The following is an 18,843-nucleotide window of genomic DNA, read 5'->3' on the forward strand; positions in this document are numbered from 1 at the left end:
CGGTCCGCCCTACCCTGCGTGACAGTCCACCGATAACGATAAGAACCGGAGTCACCATGCAACGTTTCATTTTCAGCAAGCGCGGCCTGCTGGCCTGCCTGATCAGCGCCGCCATCAGCCAGACTCTGTTTGCCGCCGACACCCCGTCTGCGCCCAGCGCACAGACCCGCGCCAGCAACGCCGCCGTCCTGCAACAGCTGCCCTTCAGCGACCGCACTGATTTCGAATCTGTCAGCAAAGGCTTGATCGCGCCCTTCAAAGGTCAGATCAAGGACGCCGCCGGCAAGGTTATCTGGAACGCCAATGCCTACAATTTTCTCGACCATGAAAAAGCGCCGGAATCGGTCAACCCGAGCCTGTGGCGGCTGGCGCAACTCAACGCCCACGCCGGTCTGTTCGAAGTCAGCCCAAGGCTGTATCAGGTGCGCGGCCTCGACCTCGCCAACATGACCATCATCGAAGGCGATGACGGGCTGATCATCATCGACCCGCTGACCATGGCCGAAACCGCCAGGACTGCGCTGGATCTGTATTACGCCAACCGCCCGCGCAAACCGGTGGTGGCGGTGATCTACAGTCACACCCACGTCGATCACTTCGGCGGCGTGCGCGGGGTGATCGATGAGGCCGACGTCAAGGCCGGCAAGGTCAAAGTTTACGCACCGTCCGGCTTCATGGAACACGTGATGAGTGAAAACGTCATGGCCGGCAACGCCATGAGCCGTCGCGCGCAATACCAGTTCGGCAGTCTGTTGCCGCGCGGCGAAAAGGGTCAGATCGATGCGGGCCTGGGCAAGAGCACACCCAGTGGTGGCACGGTCACGCTGATCCCGCCCACCGACCTGATCACCGAGCCTCTGCAAAGCCATACCATCGCCGGGCTGCAAGTCGAGTTTCAGCTGACGCCGGGCACCGAAGCGCCGGCGGAAATGAACCTTTATCTGCCGCAACTGAAAGCCTTGTGCATGGCCGAAAACGCCACGCAGATGATGCACAACATCCTCACCCCGCGCGGCGCGCAAGTGCGGGACGCCAAGGCATGGTCGCAGTACCTCGACGACAGTCTGGCGCGTTATGGCGACAAGGCCGAAGTGATGTTTGCCCAACACAACTGGCCGACCTGGGGCGGTGAACGCATCCGCACGTTGCTCGCCGACCAGCGCGACATGTATGCCTTTATCAACGACCGCACCCTGCACTTGCTCAACCAGGGCCTGACGCCGCTGGAGATCGCCGAAGCGATCAAGAAACTCCCGGGTTCGCTCGATCAGAAGTGGTACACCCGCGGTTACTACGGTTCGCTGAGCTTCAACACCCGCGCGGTGTATCAGCGCTACATGGGTTTTTATGACGGCAACCCGGCCAACCTCAATCCGCTGCCGCCGGTGGACGCCGCCAAACGCAGCGTCGAAGCCATGGGCGGCGCGGCGGCGGTGCTGGAAAAAATGCATACGGCCATGGCCAGCGCGGATTATCGCTGGGCTGCACAACTGGGCAATCAACTGTTATTCGCCGAACCGGACAACGCCGACGCGCGCAAGGCGCAGGCCGAAACCCTGGAACAACTGGGTTACCAAAGCGAGAACGCCACCTGGCGCAACATGTACCTGACCGGCGCCATGGAACTGCGCAACGGTGTGCCGCCGCAATCGGCCAACACTGTGTCAGTGGACATGGTGCGGGCGATGAGCCCGGAGATGTTCTTCGACTATCTGGCGGTACGTCTGGACAGCGAAAAAGCCGTGGCCCATGACCTGACGCTGAACTGGACGTTCGACGATGTGCAGAAGGATTTCAATCTGACGCTGCGCAACGGCGTGCTGACCCACCGCGCCGGGCTTAATCCTGCGGCGGATGCCGGTGTCACCCTGAGCCGCGATACCCTGGAAAAGATCAGCCTCAAGCAACTGGATTTCCCGACGGCGATGCAACAGGGCTTGATCAAGTTGCAGGGCAACGGCAAGAAGTTCGGCGAGTTGATGGGCAGCCTCGACACGTTCGGGCCACAGTTCAATATCGTCACGCCTTGAGACGAAAGCCCTACCCTCACCCTCTCCGAGAGGGAGAGGGAACTGACCGGGTTGTTTGCGCGAGACACGCCGACATGGAATTTGGAGTCGAACGCAAGTTCTGAACAGTCCACAACTCGGCTCCCTCTCCCTCGGGAGAGGGCTGGGGTGAGGGGGAAATCTCGCGCACACACCACACAACGATCAATCACCCCAATCCAGCCATCCTCAACAACCCTGCCCCGAATGCAGCCGTAACTGCTTCGGCGTGATCCCGAACCGTTTGCGAAACGCGCGAATGAAATTGCTCGGCTGGCCATAGCCAAGGCGCCGGGCAATGCGCTCGATCGGTTGATCGCCCGCGGTCAGCCAGTGTCGTGCCAGCGCCAGACTGTCATTGCGCTCGCCGCTTTCGCTCAGCCAGTGCCGCAGCATGCTCTGATGCAAAAACGGATTGGCACCGGGCAGCGCCTCGTCGAGCATGGCGCGGTGCAAGGTCAGTTGCGGATATTCGCCCCGTTCAACAGCGACGCCCGCATTGCGCAACCAGCGCCTTGCAAACTGTGACGGGCACAACGTGACGTTGGCAAAAACCGCGTCCGCCGGGTTGCCCAGCCTTCGAGCAATGTTACGTACCAGCGTAGAGGTGACGGCGTCGAGACCGAAGTAATGCACCGGGCCCTGCAACGGACGCAACTGCAACCGCGCGAAATCCCCTGCCTCGAGCAATTCGACCTGCACATGATTGCTGATTCGTGGCACGAAGCTGACAAAGCAGTCGAGACTCACGCGCAAGGTCGCGGCGGAGTCCAGCAGGATATTCAGACCTTGCAGGCTGGTGGTTGCCAGGCCGTCGACCAGTTCACACCCAAACGTCGGCGCTGCACCGGCCAGCTCGCATTCACGCCACAGTCGTTCAACCGCTTGCGCAGCGATTCGCCGGGCCGGATCAACCAGGCTGGACGGACAGATTCCCGCCCGTGCCAACAGCCGCTTCGAGTCCAGGCCAGACTGTTCGGCATGGCCCACGATGGCGCGGGTGTAAGCGCTGCAAACGAATAAAGACTGGGACATGACGGAAGTTTCTGAAGGACAGGCGTGTACTTATGCCAGCCGACGTGCTATCGATCCAATGCATTAAAAGTATCCGCAAAATGCAGGAGACGCATGATGGATCTTCGCCAGCTTCGCCACCTCGTCGCCCTCGCCGACTGCCGCAATTTCGGCCGCGCTGCCGAAGCGGTCAGTCTCAGCCAACCGGCGTTCAGTCGCAGTATCCAGACGCTGGAACGTGACCTCGATTGCGAACTGGTCGAACGCAGCAGCCGCGAATTTCGCCTCACCGGCCAGGGCGATCTGGTGCTGCAACATGCGCGGCGTCTGCTCGCCGGCAGTCAGGCGCTGCACAACGAACTGACGCAATACAACGGCCTCACCGGCGGCGAACTGCAATTCGGCTGCGGGCCGTACCCGGCGCAAGTGCTGGTACCGGACGCGCTGGCGCGATTCATTCAGGCGCACCCGGCGGTTCGCACGCGGTTTCATCAGGGCGACTGGCAGCAACTGGCGCTGTGGTTGCGTGAACAGCAGATTGAGTTCCTGATTGCGGACGCCCGCTATTTCGTCAGCGATCCGCAATATGAAGTGCAATTGCTGCGCACCCGACCAGGCGGTTTCTTCTGCCGCGCCGGCCATCCATTGGCCGGGCAACAACGCCTGCAATTGCGCGCGCTGCTCGACTATCCGGTAGTGGGCACGCGCATTCCGCCGATGATTCGCAAGGTGCTCGCCGATCTGCTGGGCGAGGCGGATTTCAATCCAAGTGTCGAATGCGCACAATTCGATGCGATACAGCGAGTGGTGCTGCGTTCCGATGCGATAGGCCTGGCCACTCTTGAAGCCTTGCGCGAACAGATTGATCAAGGGCTGATCCATCTGCTCGATTTCATCGATGTGCCGCGCAACGATTCGGCCTTGCAACTGAGTTACGGCATTGTCAGTCGCGCCGGCTATTCGTTGAGCCCGGCAGCGCGGGCGATGATCGAGGCCATCCTGAGCGTCGACCAACAACTGCTGGCGGCCAGCAACCCCGTGACAAGCCCTGTATGAACACCTTCGCTGCGCAATCCGGCAATACTTTTTATGCCGCGACCGTGCTGCCGGTCATTGAAGAATTGCTGGCCCGAGGCATCGCGCAGGATGCTCTCGAAGCGCAATTTCACAAAAAGCTTTCAGACCTGCGCACACCGTTCATGCGCCTGCCGCTGGTGGTGTCGCGAAGTTTCTGGGCGTTTGCCGTGGAGCAGAGCGGTGATCCGCTGATCGGTCTGGCGGCCGGTCAACGCTTCGTGTCCACTACCCGCAATGGCCTGACTTATTTGTTCGATGTTGCGGTGTCTCTGGAAAGTGCGTGTGATCATTTCGCGCGTTTCTTCAGCCGCTTCAGCGGCCATTTCAATGTGCAGGTCGTGCGCGAAAACGGTGGTGTGCAATTGCGTCTGGTCGAGCGCGGAGCACTACGTGCCGCAGTACCCGTCGCCGATTTCATTCTGGTGAGCCTCTGCGGCATGCTACGCCGCAAGTTGCTCGTCAGCGGCATCAAGCTTGATCCGATTGTTGGCGTGGCACTGACTTCAGCCGGCAGTGATGAACATCAACGCGCTTTCAATTCACCCGTGCGCGGGAAACAGCCGAACGCCGCGATCCATCTCGACGCGCAGCTGTTCGAGACGCTGCTGACGCCCAAGCATCCCGCATTGGAAAACACCTTGGTCGAGGTGCTCGAACAGACCCTGCGCAACAGCGAATCGACGCTGCTGGAGCAAGTCAGCGACTACCTGATCGACAACCTGGCGACGGCCGACTGGAAGCAGTTCTGCGCGACGCAGCATTTGCTTGAGCGCACGGCGGCGCGGCGTTTGAAGGCGTTGGGCTGGGGATTTGCAGAATTGCTCGATGATTACCGAAGCTATCGGGCTGAAGATTTGTTACGGGCCGGGGAGCTGGAGCTGGTCGAGGTGTCGGATCGGTTGGGGTACAGCGATGTGCAGGGGTTCAACCGCGCCTGTTTGCGCTGGTTCGGGTGTGCGCCGGGGGTTTATCGTACTCGGTGGGGTAGGCGCTGAGTTTGTGTGCATATCCGTTGCTGCGGTAACGGCTGCTTACGGTTCCGCTCTTACAGCGGGTCACCTTTTTCAAACGCCAAAAAGGTAACCCAAAAGGCTTGCTCCTACGTACGGCCCTCGCAGGCTCGGGTCCCTTCGCTGCGGGATCGATCCGGGCGCAGCGGCTACGGTTTGCTTCGCTGCACCTCCTTCCGCTGTGTACGACTTCGTCGTACGGTCGCTGCGCTCCCACGCCCGGATCAATCCCTCCACTCAGCCTTCCGATGTCGCTGGTTAGGCAAGATCAAGAGCACGCGAGCTAACGCTCATTGTTGAGTGGTGTAAAGCGACGCATGGCTTGGGATTTGCGGGGAATTCGCCCCTCACCCCAGCCCTCTCCCGAGGGAGAGGGAGCCGATTTGTGGGCTTTTCGGAAACTGCGTACGACTCGATATTTCAGGTCGGCGCACCTTTCGCATCCACCTAGGTCAGTTCCCTCTCCCTCCGGGAGAGGGCTAGGGTGAGGGGCTTTTGATATTCGCACCTGGCAATCCAAGCGGCATCTACTCCCGGCCCAGTAGTCCACGCGTTACCTGTACGAGCTTGCCTGCAAGCGATGAGGCCAGCCCAGCCAACCCAAAACTCATTGCCCAACCGCCACACTCGCAGGCGCCTGCGCCGGAGTGACAATGCTCCCCAGATCAATATGTTTCCACTCGGGTTTAGCCCCCAACCGCGCATTGAACCGGTAGTTGAAGGTGAATTCATCCGCCGTCGGTACACTCAGCGGTTTGCCATACACCGCCTCGATCCCCGCCAGGTCATACCCCATCAACTGCAAGAGCGTCGGGAAGATGTTGTAGTGGCTGGAGCGATCCTTGTTCGCCGCCAGTTGCGCCGACCAATCGAGGGTCTTCAGCTGGCTGCCGGAGATCACCACCAGCGGCACCAGCCCCTCTTCTTCCACCGGGTCACCGCCGCAATGGGTGTTCAGTCCCGGATTGCCACGTTCGTGCAGATCCTGGCCATGATCGGACGTATAGATCAGCAGCGCATTGTCGAGCTTCGCCTGGGCAAACACTCGGGCAAAGAACTCACCGACATTCCACAGCACCGTGTTCTTGTAGGCGTTGCGGTACAGCACCCAGTCGTCCGGCTGACCGTTGAAACCGGCGCGCTCTCCGGTGTCGGCGACTTCGGTGAACTGCCCGCGTGGCAATGTCGGCCGGTAAGCCATGAACGCGTCGGGGTATTTGTCATGCACGGGAAAATGCGCACCAACCTTGTTGATCACCACCAGCTCTGGCGTGTCATCGTTGAGCAATTCAATGAGCTTCGCCGCCGCCGCCATGTCGCGGTCGCGCACGCTGGTCTGGTCGAACTGCACGAACAGATCGATGTCGTTTTTTTCGCTCGCTGTCATCAGGTTCTGCAGGCTGCCGCCGGTGCGTTGGCTGTCGATATACACCGTGCGCAGCCCGGCACTTTTCGCGTACTGCCAGATCGACGGCAGCGTGCTGTTGATGCGCATGTAATCGTTGCGGGTGCCGCCGTAGCGCAGGGTGACATTGGTGTCGGCGCTGCAATTGGCAATGGAGGCGGCGTAACCGTAATTGAAAATGTCGACCCCGGCCGGTGCCTGCTTCAGATTGCTGTGCACGCCGAACGGCGCATTGATGTCCAGGTAATTGCCGGAAATGCTTTCGTCGATGATCAGCACGATGTCATGGCCGACGCCAGGCGCGCTGCGCGCAAGGGTGACCGGCTCACGCGGGCCGACGCTGTTGTGCAGCGCCTCGTAGGCAAACAGGTTCAGGTAGGCCAGCGGCGTGTACATGATCGGCAAGCCGCGGGCGCCCTCACCCGCACGCAGAAACAGCAGCGCACTGAGCATCAGCACACCCGCGAACGGCGCCGTCACTCGCCAGGCGTTCGGTATGACCAGCGCATGCCGTGGCTTGAGCCCGATGCCGAACAGCAGCAACAACCCGCCGAGCACGCTACGCAGGATCGCCTCTCGATACTGGTACGCCGCTTCCTGAATGAAGCCACCGGAATACACCAGCGAGACGAAATCGCTGTACCTCAGGTAGTCAGCGGTGACGCGGGTATACACATCAAAGAAAACCGCCGAAACAAACATCGTCAATGCGAATGCATGGCGGATGAGTGCCTGTCGTATATAGGCTGTTAAATACAACGCAAATGTCAGCGCCAAAAACATCGCGCCAAAAATAAGTACATTAAAACTCCACCCGATAGCATTTAACCGATCAATGTAATAACCGGAGAAAAGTAACAGCCAGGCAATTAACAGTAGTTCTTTGGCAAATCGGAACATGGCGATACCGGTCGTACGAAACGGCTAGGAGTCAAAGGTTTGTCAGTCAGAAGCTGACACTAGCACCCGACCATAAAAGCGCAAGAAATGACTGATAGCCGGATTTAGTGTCAAAAAAACGGTGACTCAAATCTGACACAGGAGAGGCGCTACAGACCTTTAAATTAGCGGCTTACGACCGTTTATCGCTTATTTGAAATCTGAACAAATCTGCACTAACGCAACAATTTCAAGCGCAGCAATGACTTGATGGCCAATCGCCAAAAAACACTTAAGTGTTATATCACTGCAACATGTCATTTTGCTGACACGTTTTTCAAACGCTGCGCTATACCCCTTTAACGATCTCTTTCCGTAGTTAACTTTTTGGTTTTATCGAGGTGCGCAGATGGACGTGAGCGTATTTGGCACAGGCTATGTTGGACTTATACAAGCCGCCGCTCTTGCAGATGTGGGTCATCGGGTTTTATGCATCGATATTGACCCCAACAAGATCAGACAACTGCAACAAGCGGTGCCGCCTATCAGCGAGCCTGGGCTGTCCGCCACCCTGGAAGAGAACATCAAGGCCGGGCGCCTGCTGTTCAGCACCCAGGCCAGCGATGCGGTGGCGCACGCCGAGCTGATTTTCATTGCCGTCGGCACCCCGGCCGATGAAGACGGTTCCGCCGATCTCAGCCACGTGCTCAACGTCGCTCGGCAGATCGCCGGTTTCATGGAGGCCGATCGCACCCTGATCATCAAGTCGACGGTGCCGGTCGGCACGGCGGATCAGGTCCTGGCCGCGGCCAATAGCGAGTTGCTGCGCCGCGGCAAGACCGAGCTGACGGTGCACGTGGTGTCCAATCCTGAATTTCTCAAGGAAGGCAGCGCTCTCGCCGACTGCATGCGCCCCGACCGGATCATCGTTGGCACCCACGATGACGCGGCCCGCGAGCAGATGAGCGAGCTGTACGCGCCGTTCTGCCGCAACCACGAAAAACTGATGTTCATGGACAACCGCAGCGCCGAGCTGACCAAGTACGCAGCCAATGCGATGCTCGCCACGCGCATCAGCTTCATGAACGAGCTGGCCAACCTCACCGAACTGCTCGGCGCCGACATCGAAGCGGTGCGCAAAGGCATCGGCTCCGATCCGCGCATCGGCTACCACTTCATTTATCCCGGTTGCGGCTTTGGCGGTTCGTGTTTTCCCAAGGACCTGCGCGCCCTGCTGCACACCGCCGAACACAACGGCATGCCGCTGAAACTGCTGCGCAGCGTCACCGACGTCAACGACAGTCAGCGACACATTCTCTTCAGCAAACTACAGGCGCAATTTCCTCAAGGTCTGGCCGGCAAGTCGATCGCGGTATGGGGCCTGGCATTCAAGCCGAACACCGATGACATGCGTGAGGCACCCAGCCGTTACCTGATGGACGCGCTGTGGGCCGAGGGCGCCAGCGTGCAGGCCTACGACCCGGAAGCGATGTCCGAATGCCGTCGCCTCTATGGTTATCGCAACGATCTGCACCTGTGTGCGACCCGCGACGACACCCTGGAAGACGCCGACGCGCTGGTGATCTGCACCGAGTGGAAAAACTTCCGTGTGGTCGACTTCGACCTGCTCGCCGAGAAGCTGCGTTCCAAGGTGATCATCGACGGGCGCAACCTGTACAACCCGGAACAGGTGGCGGCTGCCGGTCTGCATTACAGCGGCATCGGTCTGCGCCACATCGCTCCTGAAGGGCTGCGGCCATGAAGGTGCTGGTCACCGGCGCGGCCGGTTTCATCGGTGCCCACTGCGTGCTGCGCCTGCTGCGCGACGGGCACACGGTGGTTGGTCTGGACAATTTCAACCACTACTACGATCCGCAGCTCAAACAGGATCGCGTGCAGTGGGTGCGCGAGGAAGTTGGCGATTTCCAACTGGCCACGGTCGATCTGGCGCACGCCTCGGCGATCGATGCACTGTTCGCCCGCGAACAACCGCAAGTGGTGATTCACCTGGCGGCGCAGGCCGGGGTGCGTTATTCGCTGGACAACCCACGGGCCTATCTGGACAGCAACCTCAATGGTTTTCTGAACATTCTGGAGAGCTGCCGGCATCACCCGGTCGAGCATCTGATCTACGCCTCGTCGAGTTCGGTGTACGGCGCCAACCAGCACACGCCCTACTCGGTGAAGGACGGCGTCAATCATCCGCTGTCGCTGTACGCCGCGACCAAGAAAGCCAACGAGCTGATGGCGCACAGCTACAGCCATCTGTTCGGCATTCCCTGCACCGGCCTGCGCTTTTTCACGGTTTACGGGCCTTGGGGACGGCCGGACATGTCGCCGATCCAGTTCGCCAAAGCGATCAGCGAAGGTACGCCGCTGAAGTTGTTCAACTACGGCGAGCACCAGCGCGACTTCACCTACATCGACGACATCATCGAGAGCATCGCGCGCCTCATCGATCAGCCCCCGCAGGCCAATCCGCAGTGGGATCGCGAACAGCCCGACCCGGCCAGCAGCATGGCGCCGTGGCGGCTGTTCAACATCGGCGGGCAGCAGCCGGTCGCGCTGAAAACCTACCTGGCCCTGATGGAAAAACACCTCGGCCAACAAGCCATTGTCGAGCTGCTGCCACTGCAACCGGGCGACGTGCTCAACACCTGCGCCGAGGCCAGCGATCTGGCCCAGGCCACCGGGTTCCAGCCCCGGATCGAGCTGGACGAAGGGCTGGGGCGATTCATCGCCTGGTTTCGCGGCTACTACCCCACGGCTCGTGCGCCGCTTGCGGCTGAATGAATGCGGAGGACCTCATGACTGGACATGAAAAAAGTGTGGCGATTGCGCAGATGCGTCCTGACAAGCGCGTCGACCCGGAACATCGCATGCGCCTCGACGCGGCGATTCACCGTCAGGGCCGTGGCTGGTTAAGCGGCCGTGACGGCGGTCGACCGTGGCAATTGTCGCGGACCAATCGGGTGGTCGCGTGCTTCGGCGCGCTGCTGATTCTGCTGTTGATTTCGCCATTGCTGCTCGGCCTGGCGCTGGCGATCAAGTTCACCAGCCCGGGCCCGGTGATGTTCGTGCAAAAGCGCACGGGTTATCGCGGTCGCAAGTTCGGCATGTACAAATTCCGCACCATGGTCAGCAACGCCGAAGAACTCAAGGAATCGCTACGCCACCTGAACAAACACGGGGCCGACGCCATCGATTTCAAGATCGACAAGGACCCGCGCGTCACCGGCATCGGCGCATTTCTGCGGCGCACCAGCCTCGACGAGCTGCCCAACCTGATCAACGTGGTGACCGGTGACATGCGCCTGGTCGGCCCTCGCCCGACCTCGTTCAACGCCTATCGCTACAAGGACAATCACCTCGCACGTCTGAGCATCTACCCCGGCATGACCGGTCTGTGGCAGATCTCCGGACGCAGCAATATCGACTTCGACCAGCGCGTTGAGTTGGACCTCAGCTACATCGCCGAGCAGAGCCTTCTGCTTGATCTGAAGATTCTGTTGAAAACCCCCTTCAAAGTATTCAGCGGCCACGGAGCAAGCTAATGGACGGTTCAACCAATACAAGCCTGAGCATCGCCAATCCCAGCGAATCGAACCTGACGTCGACCGTGCTGGATCTCGATCTGCGGATCCTGTTGCTGACCGCTGCCAACCCCGGCGCGGGCACCACTACCAGTGCGATGGCGCTGGCCAGCCAACTGGCACAAATGAGCAGCGGCCAGGTGCTGCTGGTCGATGCCAGCCAGTCGGCGAGCAACCTCACCCAGCAGTTGAACCTGAGCAAGGAACGCGGCCTGCGTGACTTGTTGTTCAGCTCGGGCAACCCGCCGCTGCTGCAGGACTGTGTGGTGCACACCTCCAGCCTGCCCTTCCATGTGCTGCCCAACGGCCGGCCGATCCGCACGCTGGAACACCTGACCGCCGAACGCCTGAGCCCGTTGCTCGACCAGTTGGGCAGCCAGTACCGCTTTGTGGTGATCGATGGCGACGCGGTGTATTCCGCCGCCGACACGCTGGTCATCAGTACGCAAGTGGATGGCGTGGTGTTTGTCGTCCGCGCCGAAGACACCCGCTGGGAAGTCGCCCAGGCTGCCGTGCAACGCCTGACCCAGGCCGGAGCGAAAGTGGTCGGTAGCGTGTTCAACCGGCGCAAGTACTACATGCCCAAATGGCTTTACAAAAACCTGTAAGCGAACGCGAAGGATGACGCCATGAACGCCAAAATGCTTGTCCTGCTGATGCTGCCGCTTGCGGGCTGCTCCAGCACTTCCGAGACCCGCAACATGCCGGTGAATATCCTCACCGCCACACCGGCCAATGCCCAGGCCACCGACATGCCGCGAGTCGAGCAGACCCTGCGCCCGAAAGACGTGCTCGATGTGATTTTTCACATCAGCACCAGTGGCTCGGATGCTTACCGCGTGCAGTCGGGTGACCAGATCGGCCTGAACTTCACCGCCGCCAGCCAGCTCAACGGCACGCAGCTGGTGCTGCCCGACGGCACCATTGAACTGCCGGGCGCCAACACTTCGGTGAAAATCGCCGGGCTGACCAGCGAAGAAGCGCGTCAGGAAATCCAGCGTGCGTATGAGCGCAAGCAACTGTTCCAGCCCAACCGCAATCAGCTCGCGGTACAGATTCTCAGCCCGCTGAGCAACGAGCAGAACCTTAAAAGCGCGTTGAACCACCCGGCTACCGGCATGAGTCGCGAGATCACCGTCGGCACCGACGGCTATGCGAGTTTCCCGGAAATCGGCGCCGTGCCACTGCAAGGCATGACAGTCAACCAGCTCGAAACCTTCCTCAATCAAAGGTACGCGCAACTGCCGGGGCGAATGACCGTCGACGTGCTGCTCAAATCCACCGCCGGCAACGAGATCTACGTGCTCGGCGAAGTCGCGCAGCCAGGCTCCTACCCCATCCGGCGACCGGTGTCGGTACTCGAGGCACTGACCCTGGCGCGGGGCACCAACGTCAAGGCGCGGCTCGATTCGGTCGTGATCATGCGGCGCAACGGCAACCAGGTGCAGGCGATGAACTACGACGTCGAAAAGGCCTTGTCTGGCGACGCCCCACAAATCGCCTATCTGCAGCCGGACGACATGCTCTACGTGCCAAAAACCAAACTGGCCAGCGCCGGCGAACTCGCCCGCCAACTGGCCGATGTGGTGCTGTTCCAGGGCGTCGGTTTCAGCTTCGGCTACCGCGTCGACAACAAAGGCAGTGACAACTGACTCTCAGGTGACCGACATGAACCCAAAAGAAAATTACCTGCACGAGTTCTTCAGGATTTTCTTCGCCAACAAGCAACTGGTGAAGCGCATCTTCCTGACCTTTGCAGTGATCGCCCTGCTCCTGCCATTGCTGCTCAAACAGAGCTTCGATATCACCGCGCAGGTGATCGTGCAGTCGAAAAAACTCTCTCAGGGCGATGCGACCACCTCGCTGACCCAGGACAACGCCACCTTCATTCCGCCATCGCTGGCGGACATGGAAACCGAGAGCAATATCCTCCGTTCGCCGGCGCTGATCCGTCAGACCATCAGCGAACTGCGCGACAACGGCCAGTACAACCCGCCGCCGGGGATGCTCAGCAAGCTGGCCGGCGAGCCGTTCAAGCGTTACGTCAGCACGCCACTGCGCGAGTACGTGATCAATCCGCTGCGTGATGCACTGGGCATGGAAACCGATCCGGTGCGCGACACGGCGCTGGACGGCTTGACCCAGGAAGCCATCGACAATCTGAAGATCGAAACCCTGCCGGGTTCCAATGTCATCTCGATCGTCTACAGCTTCCCTGATCCTGCCCAAGGCACGACTTTCGTCGCCGCGTTGCTGCAAAACTATCTGGTCGATCGTCAGGCGTTGCAATCGATCGAGCTGCCGCACTCGTTCTACGAGACCAAGAAGCATCAATATCAGGTGCGGCTCGATGGCCTCGAAGGCGCGAGGCTGGGCCTGCTGGAGAGCGTCGGTTCGTCCGATCCGAAAGAAGAAATCACCTTCCGCCTCAACGCGATCAACACCGAAGAGCAGGCACTCAACCTGTATCGCGATCGCTTGCTGCAAAGCCAGCGCTGGCTCGATTACCTGAAAACCAGCCTGGCCGCCGCCAACACCAACAAACTCAATGACTACACCTTTCCGTTCACCTTCACCACGACGGTGGACAACATCGCGTTCGAGGACCGCGAGATCCGCCAGATGGGCGAGGCGCTGACCACTCAAGTCAGCCGCTATATGAATGACCTGGCGGTATTCCAGCCCGGCAGCGAGCCGATGTTGCTGGCCCGCGAGCAGATTGCCCGCACGCGCCAGCAGTTCCTCAAAGTGGTCAACAACCGCATCCAGGAACGCACGATCGACTTGTCGGTGGTCAGCCAGGTCATCGAGCAGAAAACCGCGCGCATTGCCGAGTTCAAGAATCGCATCCATCAATTGCAGCAAACCCAAAGCAAGCTGCGCCAGATGGACACCGAGATCGGCGCGTTGCACGCAGCGTTTTCTACGTATGCGCAACGCTTTGCTGAAAGCAGCACGACCCGCGCGCTGGACAACGACTTGTCCAACGCTCGTGTCCTCAGCCCGCCGTATGAACCGACCGAGGCGGCTTTTCCCAAGCCGATGCTGATCATCCCGTTCGGGCTGTTCACCGGTCTGTTGCTGGCAATCGCGTTCGTCTACGTACGTGAGTTCTTCGACCATCGCTTCAAGCATCCGGCGCAAATCAGTCACGAACTGGGCCTTCCGGTGCTGTTGGTGCTCAACGAAGAAACGCCACAGGCGGGCAATCCGCACAAGAACTGGACCATGCCAAGCCTGGTTCACTGGGTGCGCAATTGAACGCGGTGTCCACCCCTTACGTCGCCCTGCCGATCATTCATTTGCTCAGCAGCGGCGGCTTCTATGGGGCCGAGCGAATGTTGCTGGATCATTGCCTGGCCACGCCGGGGCAGCATCAGGTGCTGTTTCTCGATGCGCCGCCAGAGCTGATCGCGCGCTTTCGTGAGGCTGGGGTGGACGCTTGCTACTGCGCCGGGCTGGGCGAATTGTTGCGGCACCTGCGGCAGCGCCGGAGCGACAAGCCGTTGCTCAACACGCACAACTTCAAAGGGCTGTTGTTCGGCTGGGTCGGCGCAACGCTGTTGCGCCTGCCGCTGGTGATCACTCAGCACGGGTTCACGCCGCGCAGTCGCAAGCAAAAGTTCTACACCTGGCTGAGCCTGCAACTGTGCCGCACCGCAGCGGTGAAACGGGTGGTTTGCGTGGCGCAAAGCATTGCCGAGTTGCACCTCGAGGCCCGCGTGCGGGCGGAGAAATTACAAGTGATTCCCAACGGTTTGCCAGCGGCGCCCGCCATGCCGCCGGTGGCAGACCGGCAACGCTGGCTGGCCGGTTACGTCGGTCGGTTGAGCAGTGAAAAAGGCCCGGATCTGTTTCTCGATGCGCTGATTCCCTTGTGTCATCAGCACCCGCAACTGGACGCCGTGATGCTCGGTGATGGCCCGGAACGGGAGAGCTTGCAGGCGCGCATCAACGCTGCCGGTTTGCCGCGGCGGATTCGCCTGCCGGGCTATCAGACGGCGATGCAAGGCTGGTGGCAACAACTCGATGCGCTGGTGATCAGTTCGCGCACCGAGGGCACGCCGATGATTCTGCTTGAAGCGATGCAGGCCGGCGTACCGGTGGTAGCGTTCGCGGTCGGCGGTATTCCCGATGTCTTGCAGCACGGCGTGAACGGGCTACTCGCGCCGCCAACCGATACCGCCGCCCTCACCCGCCAGCTCGACACCTTGCTGGCCGAACCGAAACTGGCCGCGCAGCTGCGCGACAACGCCAGACGCACACAACAGGAGCGCTACGACCTCAAGGCCCTGGCCGAACGCTGGTCGCAGCTGTACATCCACACGGCACGGGAGGCACGCGCATGATTTTCCCGCTCTCGATCGTCAGTCTGTTCGCACTGGTCAGCCTGGGTTTGCTGGCCAGTCCCTGGCCCTATCTGGCACCGGGGGCAGTCATTGGCCTGGTCGGCTTCACCGTCCTGTACCGCAAGCCGACCTGGGGCCTGCTCGGCATTGCCGCGCTGGTACCGTTCGAAGGTTTCTTCAAGGACAGTTCAGTTTCCGGCAGCAAGTTGCTCGGTGCTTCGCTGGCGGTGATCGTGATGCTGCAACTGGCGCTGCATCAGATTCCATCGCAACGCCTGCGCAGCAATCTGTGGCGCTACCTGATCGGCTTTATGGCGCTGTACCTGCTGAGCCTGCTCGCCACCGACAATATGGGCATGTCACAGAGTCATCTGCGCGAGCTGAGCGTGGGCCTGCTCCTGTTTGTGATCACCTTGTTGATCGGCCGCGAACTGAATCTGGATCTGTTTGCCCGGCTGGTCACGCTCAGTGTCAGCGCGACCTGCGCCATGGCGATGTTTTCCAGCAGATTCCAGGACAAGGGCCGCGCCGCCGGCCTGCTCGAAGACCCGAACGCCTTTGCCTTGCTGATCGCCTTCGCCGTGCCGCTGGGTCTGCTGCTGGTGATCCGCAGCCCGCAACTGCTGCACCGTTTGTTCTGGGCGGGCTGCTGCCTCCTGCTGTTGGGCGGCATGACCAAAACCGAGTCGCGCTCAGGCCTGGTGGTACTGGCCTTGAGTCTGGCAATCGGTGTCTGGCATTACCGCCAGCAACTGACACGCATTCGCCCACGGCACTTCGGCTTCGCCATGCTCGGCGCCGCGATCATTCTGCCCTTGGCGATCTACGCGATGCCGGCCGGTTACCTGGCACGCATTCAGTCGCTGAGTATCCTCAGCGCCGGCGCCAAGGCTCAGGACGAGTCCCTCGGCCGTCGCGCCTCGTACATTGTCGTCGGCAGCCAGATCATCCGCGAGCATCCGCTGCTCGGCTCCGGCCCCGGCACCTTCCCGTTGCACTACGCAACCACCGGTTATGCCAAGGCGTTTTCGGCCAACCGCAAGATCGGCGACCTGTATCGGCGGGCGCACAATACCTATCTGGAGATTTTCAGCGAACTGGGTATTCCCGCCGGCCTGCTGTTTGTCGGCATGCTCGTGCAAGGTTTCTTTAACCTGATTCGCGCACGGGGCGCGTGGCTTGAGCGGCGCGAGTGGCAGCACGCGGATCTGGTCACCCACCTGGGCATGAGTTTTCTGTCGTTGACGTTGTTCCTGATGTTCCTCAGCGCGCCGAACCTGAAATACCTGTGGATCATGCTGGCGCTGACCTGGGTACTGCGCCTGAAAGCCGAGCAGGCACCGCTGACGGAGGCCAGAACATGAGCCGGATCAGCATTGTCATGCCGATGTTCAACGAGGCCCGCCACATCGGCCGCACCCTGCTGGCCGCACGCAAGGCGGCGCACGCCGCCGACATCGACTGTGAACTGATCGTGGTCGACAACGGCTCCACCGACGACGGGCCACAGATCGCCCGCGCATTCGACGCACGGGTTCTGGTGCTGCCCGGCCTGCTGATCGGCGCCTTGCGCAACCGTGGCGCAGCGGTTGCCAGCGGCGACTGGCTGGCGTTCATCGACGCCGATATCGAAATGCCCGAAGACTGGCTCAAGCAGATGTTTACCCTGGCTGCGAGCGACCAGGGCGACGTCTTCGGCCTGGACCTGCACACCCCTGCCGCCGCGCCATGGTTCGCCGCAGCCTGGCAGCGCCGCTCTTTGTCTGCATCGGGCCGCGCCACTCGCACCGTGCACTGGCTGCCCAGTGCCAACCTGCTGATGCGCAAGCAGTGGTTCGATAATGCCGGCGGTTTCAACGAAACCCTGCGCACCGGTGAGGACAAGGAATACACCCTGCGTCTGCACAGACACGGTGCGCGATTGCTGTCGGTCAGTAGCAGCGTCGCCCTGCACTGGGGCTATGAAATGACCTGGCGCGAATGGATCGGCAAGGAACTGTGGCGTCAGGGCAGTCACCTGCAATTGCTCCGCGCCCATGGCATGAGCCTGCGCCTGCTGCGTTTTCCGTTGCTGTCAGGGCTGGTGTGGTTGCTCGATGCGTTGGCGATCCTGGCGTTGCTCACGGGGTACGCGAATCAGGCCTTGCTGCTGCTGATGCTGGGCCTGCTACCGAGTCTGCTGCTCAGCGTGCGACAAAGCATTCGCCAGCAAAACCTCGGCCTGACGTTGCAACTCTGGGGCCTGCACTGGGTGCGCCTGCACCTGGCCAGCGCGGCATTGATTCTCGGTCTGTGTCATTGGAACGCCAGGAGGCCCGCCCGTGGCTGAACTCATTTTTTGCCTGTGCCTGTTGCTGCCGGTGTACGCCTACATCGGTTATCCGCTGCTGCTGACCTTGCTGGCGCCGCTGTTCCCGGCCTCGCGGCATGCCCCGGCGCCGCCGCTGAACATCAGCATCGTCATTGCCGCGCACAATGAGGCGCGGCATATCGAGCACAAGTTGCGCACGCTGCTGGCCCAGGATTATCAGCCGGCCACGCTGCAGATCATTCTCGCCAGCGACGGTTCGACCGATGACACCGTGGCCTGCGCGCACAAAGTGACGGATGCGCGCATTACCGTGCTCGACCTGCCGCGCCAGGGCAAAGCCGCCACGCTGAATGCCGGGGTTGCCGTGAGCAATGGTGAGATTCTGGTGTTCACCGACGCCGACAACCAATGGTCGCGCGACACCCTTGGCCACTTGCTCGCGCCGTTGAACGATCTACAAGTCGGGGCCTGCGCCGGGCACATGGTGATCCCGGTCACCGGTGGCGGCCTGAGCTTCGGCGACAGCCTCTATCGGCATTACGAAGGCTGGTTGCGTCGGGTCGAGAATCGCACCGGCTGCATGGTCTCCGCCGACGGCGCGCTGCTTGCGCTGCGCCGCGAGTTGTTCCAGCCCGTGCCGGCCGAGGTCAATGATGATTTCTTCATCAGTACCTGCGCACCGGTGGCGCGCAAACGCATTGTCTACGTGCCCGAGGCCCAGGTGATCGACCAGGGCGTCGACGAAGCGGACAAGCAATGGCGTCGCCGCCAGCGGGTCACGGTCGGTGGGCTGCAGAGCCTGGCGCAACGCCGCGAACTGCTCAATCCGTTCAAGCACGGGCTGTATTCCATCGCTTTGATCAGCCACAAACTGATCCGGCGACTGGCGCCGGTGCTATTGCTGCCGCTGCTGCTGAGCAATTTCTGGCTGTGGAACGAACACGGTTTCTATCGCCTGAGTCTGGTCGCGCAACTGATCGGTTACTCGATTGCCATCGCCGGCCTGCTGGATTCGCAACACCGTTTGCCGAAACCGTTCCGCCTCGCGGCATTCCTGCTGGTGACGCTGGCCGGCATGAGCGCCGGCCTGTGGCAGTTCCTGCGCGGGCAACGGTACGCGCAGTGGAACCCTGACCAGAATCGTTGAGAGGACGCAC

At 61.0% G+C, this 18,843-nt stretch carries 15 protein-coding genes; 13 read left to right on the plus strand and 2 right to left on the minus strand.

The genetic code is table 11. The features are described from left to right. Window positions 1-56 precede the first annotated feature (56 nt). Complete coding sequence (locus tag BLU24_RS18725; RefSeq protein WP_093102655.1) at window positions 57-2,030, plus strand: alkyl/aryl-sulfatase; 1,974 nt, start codon at window positions 57-59, stop codon at window positions 2,028-2,030. A 207-nt stretch (window positions 2,031-2,237) separates the two neighbouring features. Here the strand turns inward: BLU24_RS18725 and BLU24_RS18730 are convergent, their stop codons facing one another. Then, a complete protein-coding gene (locus BLU24_RS18730; protein ID WP_093102658.1) occupies window positions 2,238-3,083 on the minus strand; it encodes an AraC family transcriptional regulator ligand-binding domain-containing protein in 846 nt (281 codons plus the stop codon). A 96-nt stretch (window positions 3,084-3,179) separates the two neighbouring features. Between BLU24_RS18730 and BLU24_RS18735 the strand changes: the two genes are divergently transcribed. Then, window positions 3,180-4,118: a LysR family transcriptional regulator gene (locus BLU24_RS18735; RefSeq protein WP_093102661.1), complete on the plus strand. Its 939-nt coding sequence runs from the start codon at window positions 3,180-3,182 to the stop codon at window positions 4,116-4,118. Continuing rightward, window positions 4,115-5,134 carry a helix-turn-helix transcriptional regulator gene (locus BLU24_RS18740; protein WP_093102664.1) on the plus strand — a complete coding sequence of 340 codons (1,020 nt, stop codon included), beginning with the start codon at window positions 4,115-4,117 and terminating at the stop codon, window positions 5,132-5,134. The genes BLU24_RS18735 and BLU24_RS18740 overlap by 4 nt, the downstream gene beginning before the upstream one ends. Window positions 5,135-5,756: 622 nt before the next feature. Here BLU24_RS18740 and BLU24_RS18745 read toward each other — a convergent pair. Further along, complete coding sequence (locus BLU24_RS18745; protein ID WP_093102667.1) at window positions 5,757-7,454, minus strand: sulfatase-like hydrolase/transferase; 1,698 nt, start codon at window positions 7,452-7,454, stop codon at window positions 5,757-5,759. A 388-nt stretch (window positions 7,455-7,842) separates the two neighbouring features. Here BLU24_RS18745 and BLU24_RS18750 point away from each other — a divergent pair, with 388 nt between their 5' ends. From BLU24_RS18750 to BLU24_RS18795, 10 genes are read left to right on the plus strand one after another with little or no spacing between them, the layout of a single operon-like run. Further along, the gene (locus BLU24_RS18750; RefSeq protein ID WP_093102670.1) at window positions 7,843-9,195 is read left to right on the plus strand and encodes a UDP-glucose dehydrogenase family protein; all 1,353 of its coding nucleotides are present in this window, start codon (window positions 7,843-7,845) and stop codon (window positions 9,193-9,195) included. After that, a complete protein-coding gene (locus tag BLU24_RS18755; RefSeq protein WP_093102673.1) occupies window positions 9,192-10,226 on the plus strand; it encodes an NAD-dependent epimerase in 1,035 nt (344 codons plus the stop codon). The genes BLU24_RS18750 and BLU24_RS18755 overlap by 4 nt, the downstream gene beginning before the upstream one ends. Window positions 10,227-10,240: 14 nt before the next feature. Beyond that, window positions 10,241-10,987 carry a sugar transferase gene (locus BLU24_RS18760; protein ID WP_093102676.1) on the plus strand — a complete coding sequence of 249 codons (747 nt, stop codon included), beginning with the start codon at window positions 10,241-10,243 and terminating at the stop codon, window positions 10,985-10,987. After that, entirely contained in the window at window positions 10,987-11,634 is a 648-nt protein-coding gene (locus tag BLU24_RS18765; RefSeq protein WP_090282723.1) for a CpsD/CapB family tyrosine-protein kinase, read from the plus strand. Before BLU24_RS18760 ends, BLU24_RS18765 begins: the two co-directional genes overlap by 1 nt. Window positions 11,635-11,655: 21 nt before the next feature. Then, a complete protein-coding gene (locus BLU24_RS18770; protein WP_090282722.1) occupies window positions 11,656-12,678 on the plus strand; it encodes a polysaccharide biosynthesis/export family protein in 1,023 nt (340 codons plus the stop codon). 16 nt (window positions 12,679-12,694) lie between these two features. Then, the gene (locus BLU24_RS18775) at window positions 12,695-14,287 is read left to right on the plus strand and encodes a GumC family protein (protein ID WP_090282721.1); all 1,593 of its coding nucleotides are present in this window, start codon (window positions 12,695-12,697) and stop codon (window positions 14,285-14,287) included. Next, a complete protein-coding gene (locus BLU24_RS18780; protein ID WP_093102679.1) occupies window positions 14,284-15,375 on the plus strand; it encodes a glycosyltransferase family 4 protein in 1,092 nt (363 codons plus the stop codon). The genes BLU24_RS18775 and BLU24_RS18780 overlap by 4 nt, the downstream gene beginning before the upstream one ends. Further along, a complete protein-coding gene (locus BLU24_RS18785) occupies window positions 15,372-16,739 on the plus strand; it encodes an O-antigen ligase family protein (RefSeq protein WP_093102682.1) in 1,368 nt (455 codons plus the stop codon). The genes BLU24_RS18780 and BLU24_RS18785 overlap by 4 nt, the downstream gene beginning before the upstream one ends. Beyond that, window positions 16,736-17,704, plus strand: a complete 969-nt coding sequence (locus tag BLU24_RS18790) for a glycosyltransferase (RefSeq protein ID WP_093102685.1) — start codon at window positions 16,736-16,738, stop codon at window positions 17,702-17,704. Before BLU24_RS18785 ends, BLU24_RS18790 begins: the two co-directional genes overlap by 4 nt. Further along, window positions 17,697-18,833, plus strand: a complete 1,137-nt coding sequence (locus BLU24_RS18795; protein WP_093102688.1) for a glycosyltransferase — start codon at window positions 17,697-17,699, stop codon at window positions 18,831-18,833. Before BLU24_RS18790 ends, BLU24_RS18795 begins: the two co-directional genes overlap by 8 nt. The last annotated feature ends 10 nt before the right edge of the window (window positions 18,834-18,843 follow it).

The organism is Pseudomonas sp. Z003-0.4C(8344-21), assembly GCF_900104975.1.
GTDB classification, from domain to species: domain Bacteria; phylum Pseudomonadota; class Gammaproteobacteria; order Pseudomonadales; family Pseudomonadaceae; genus Aquipseudomonas; species Aquipseudomonas granadensis.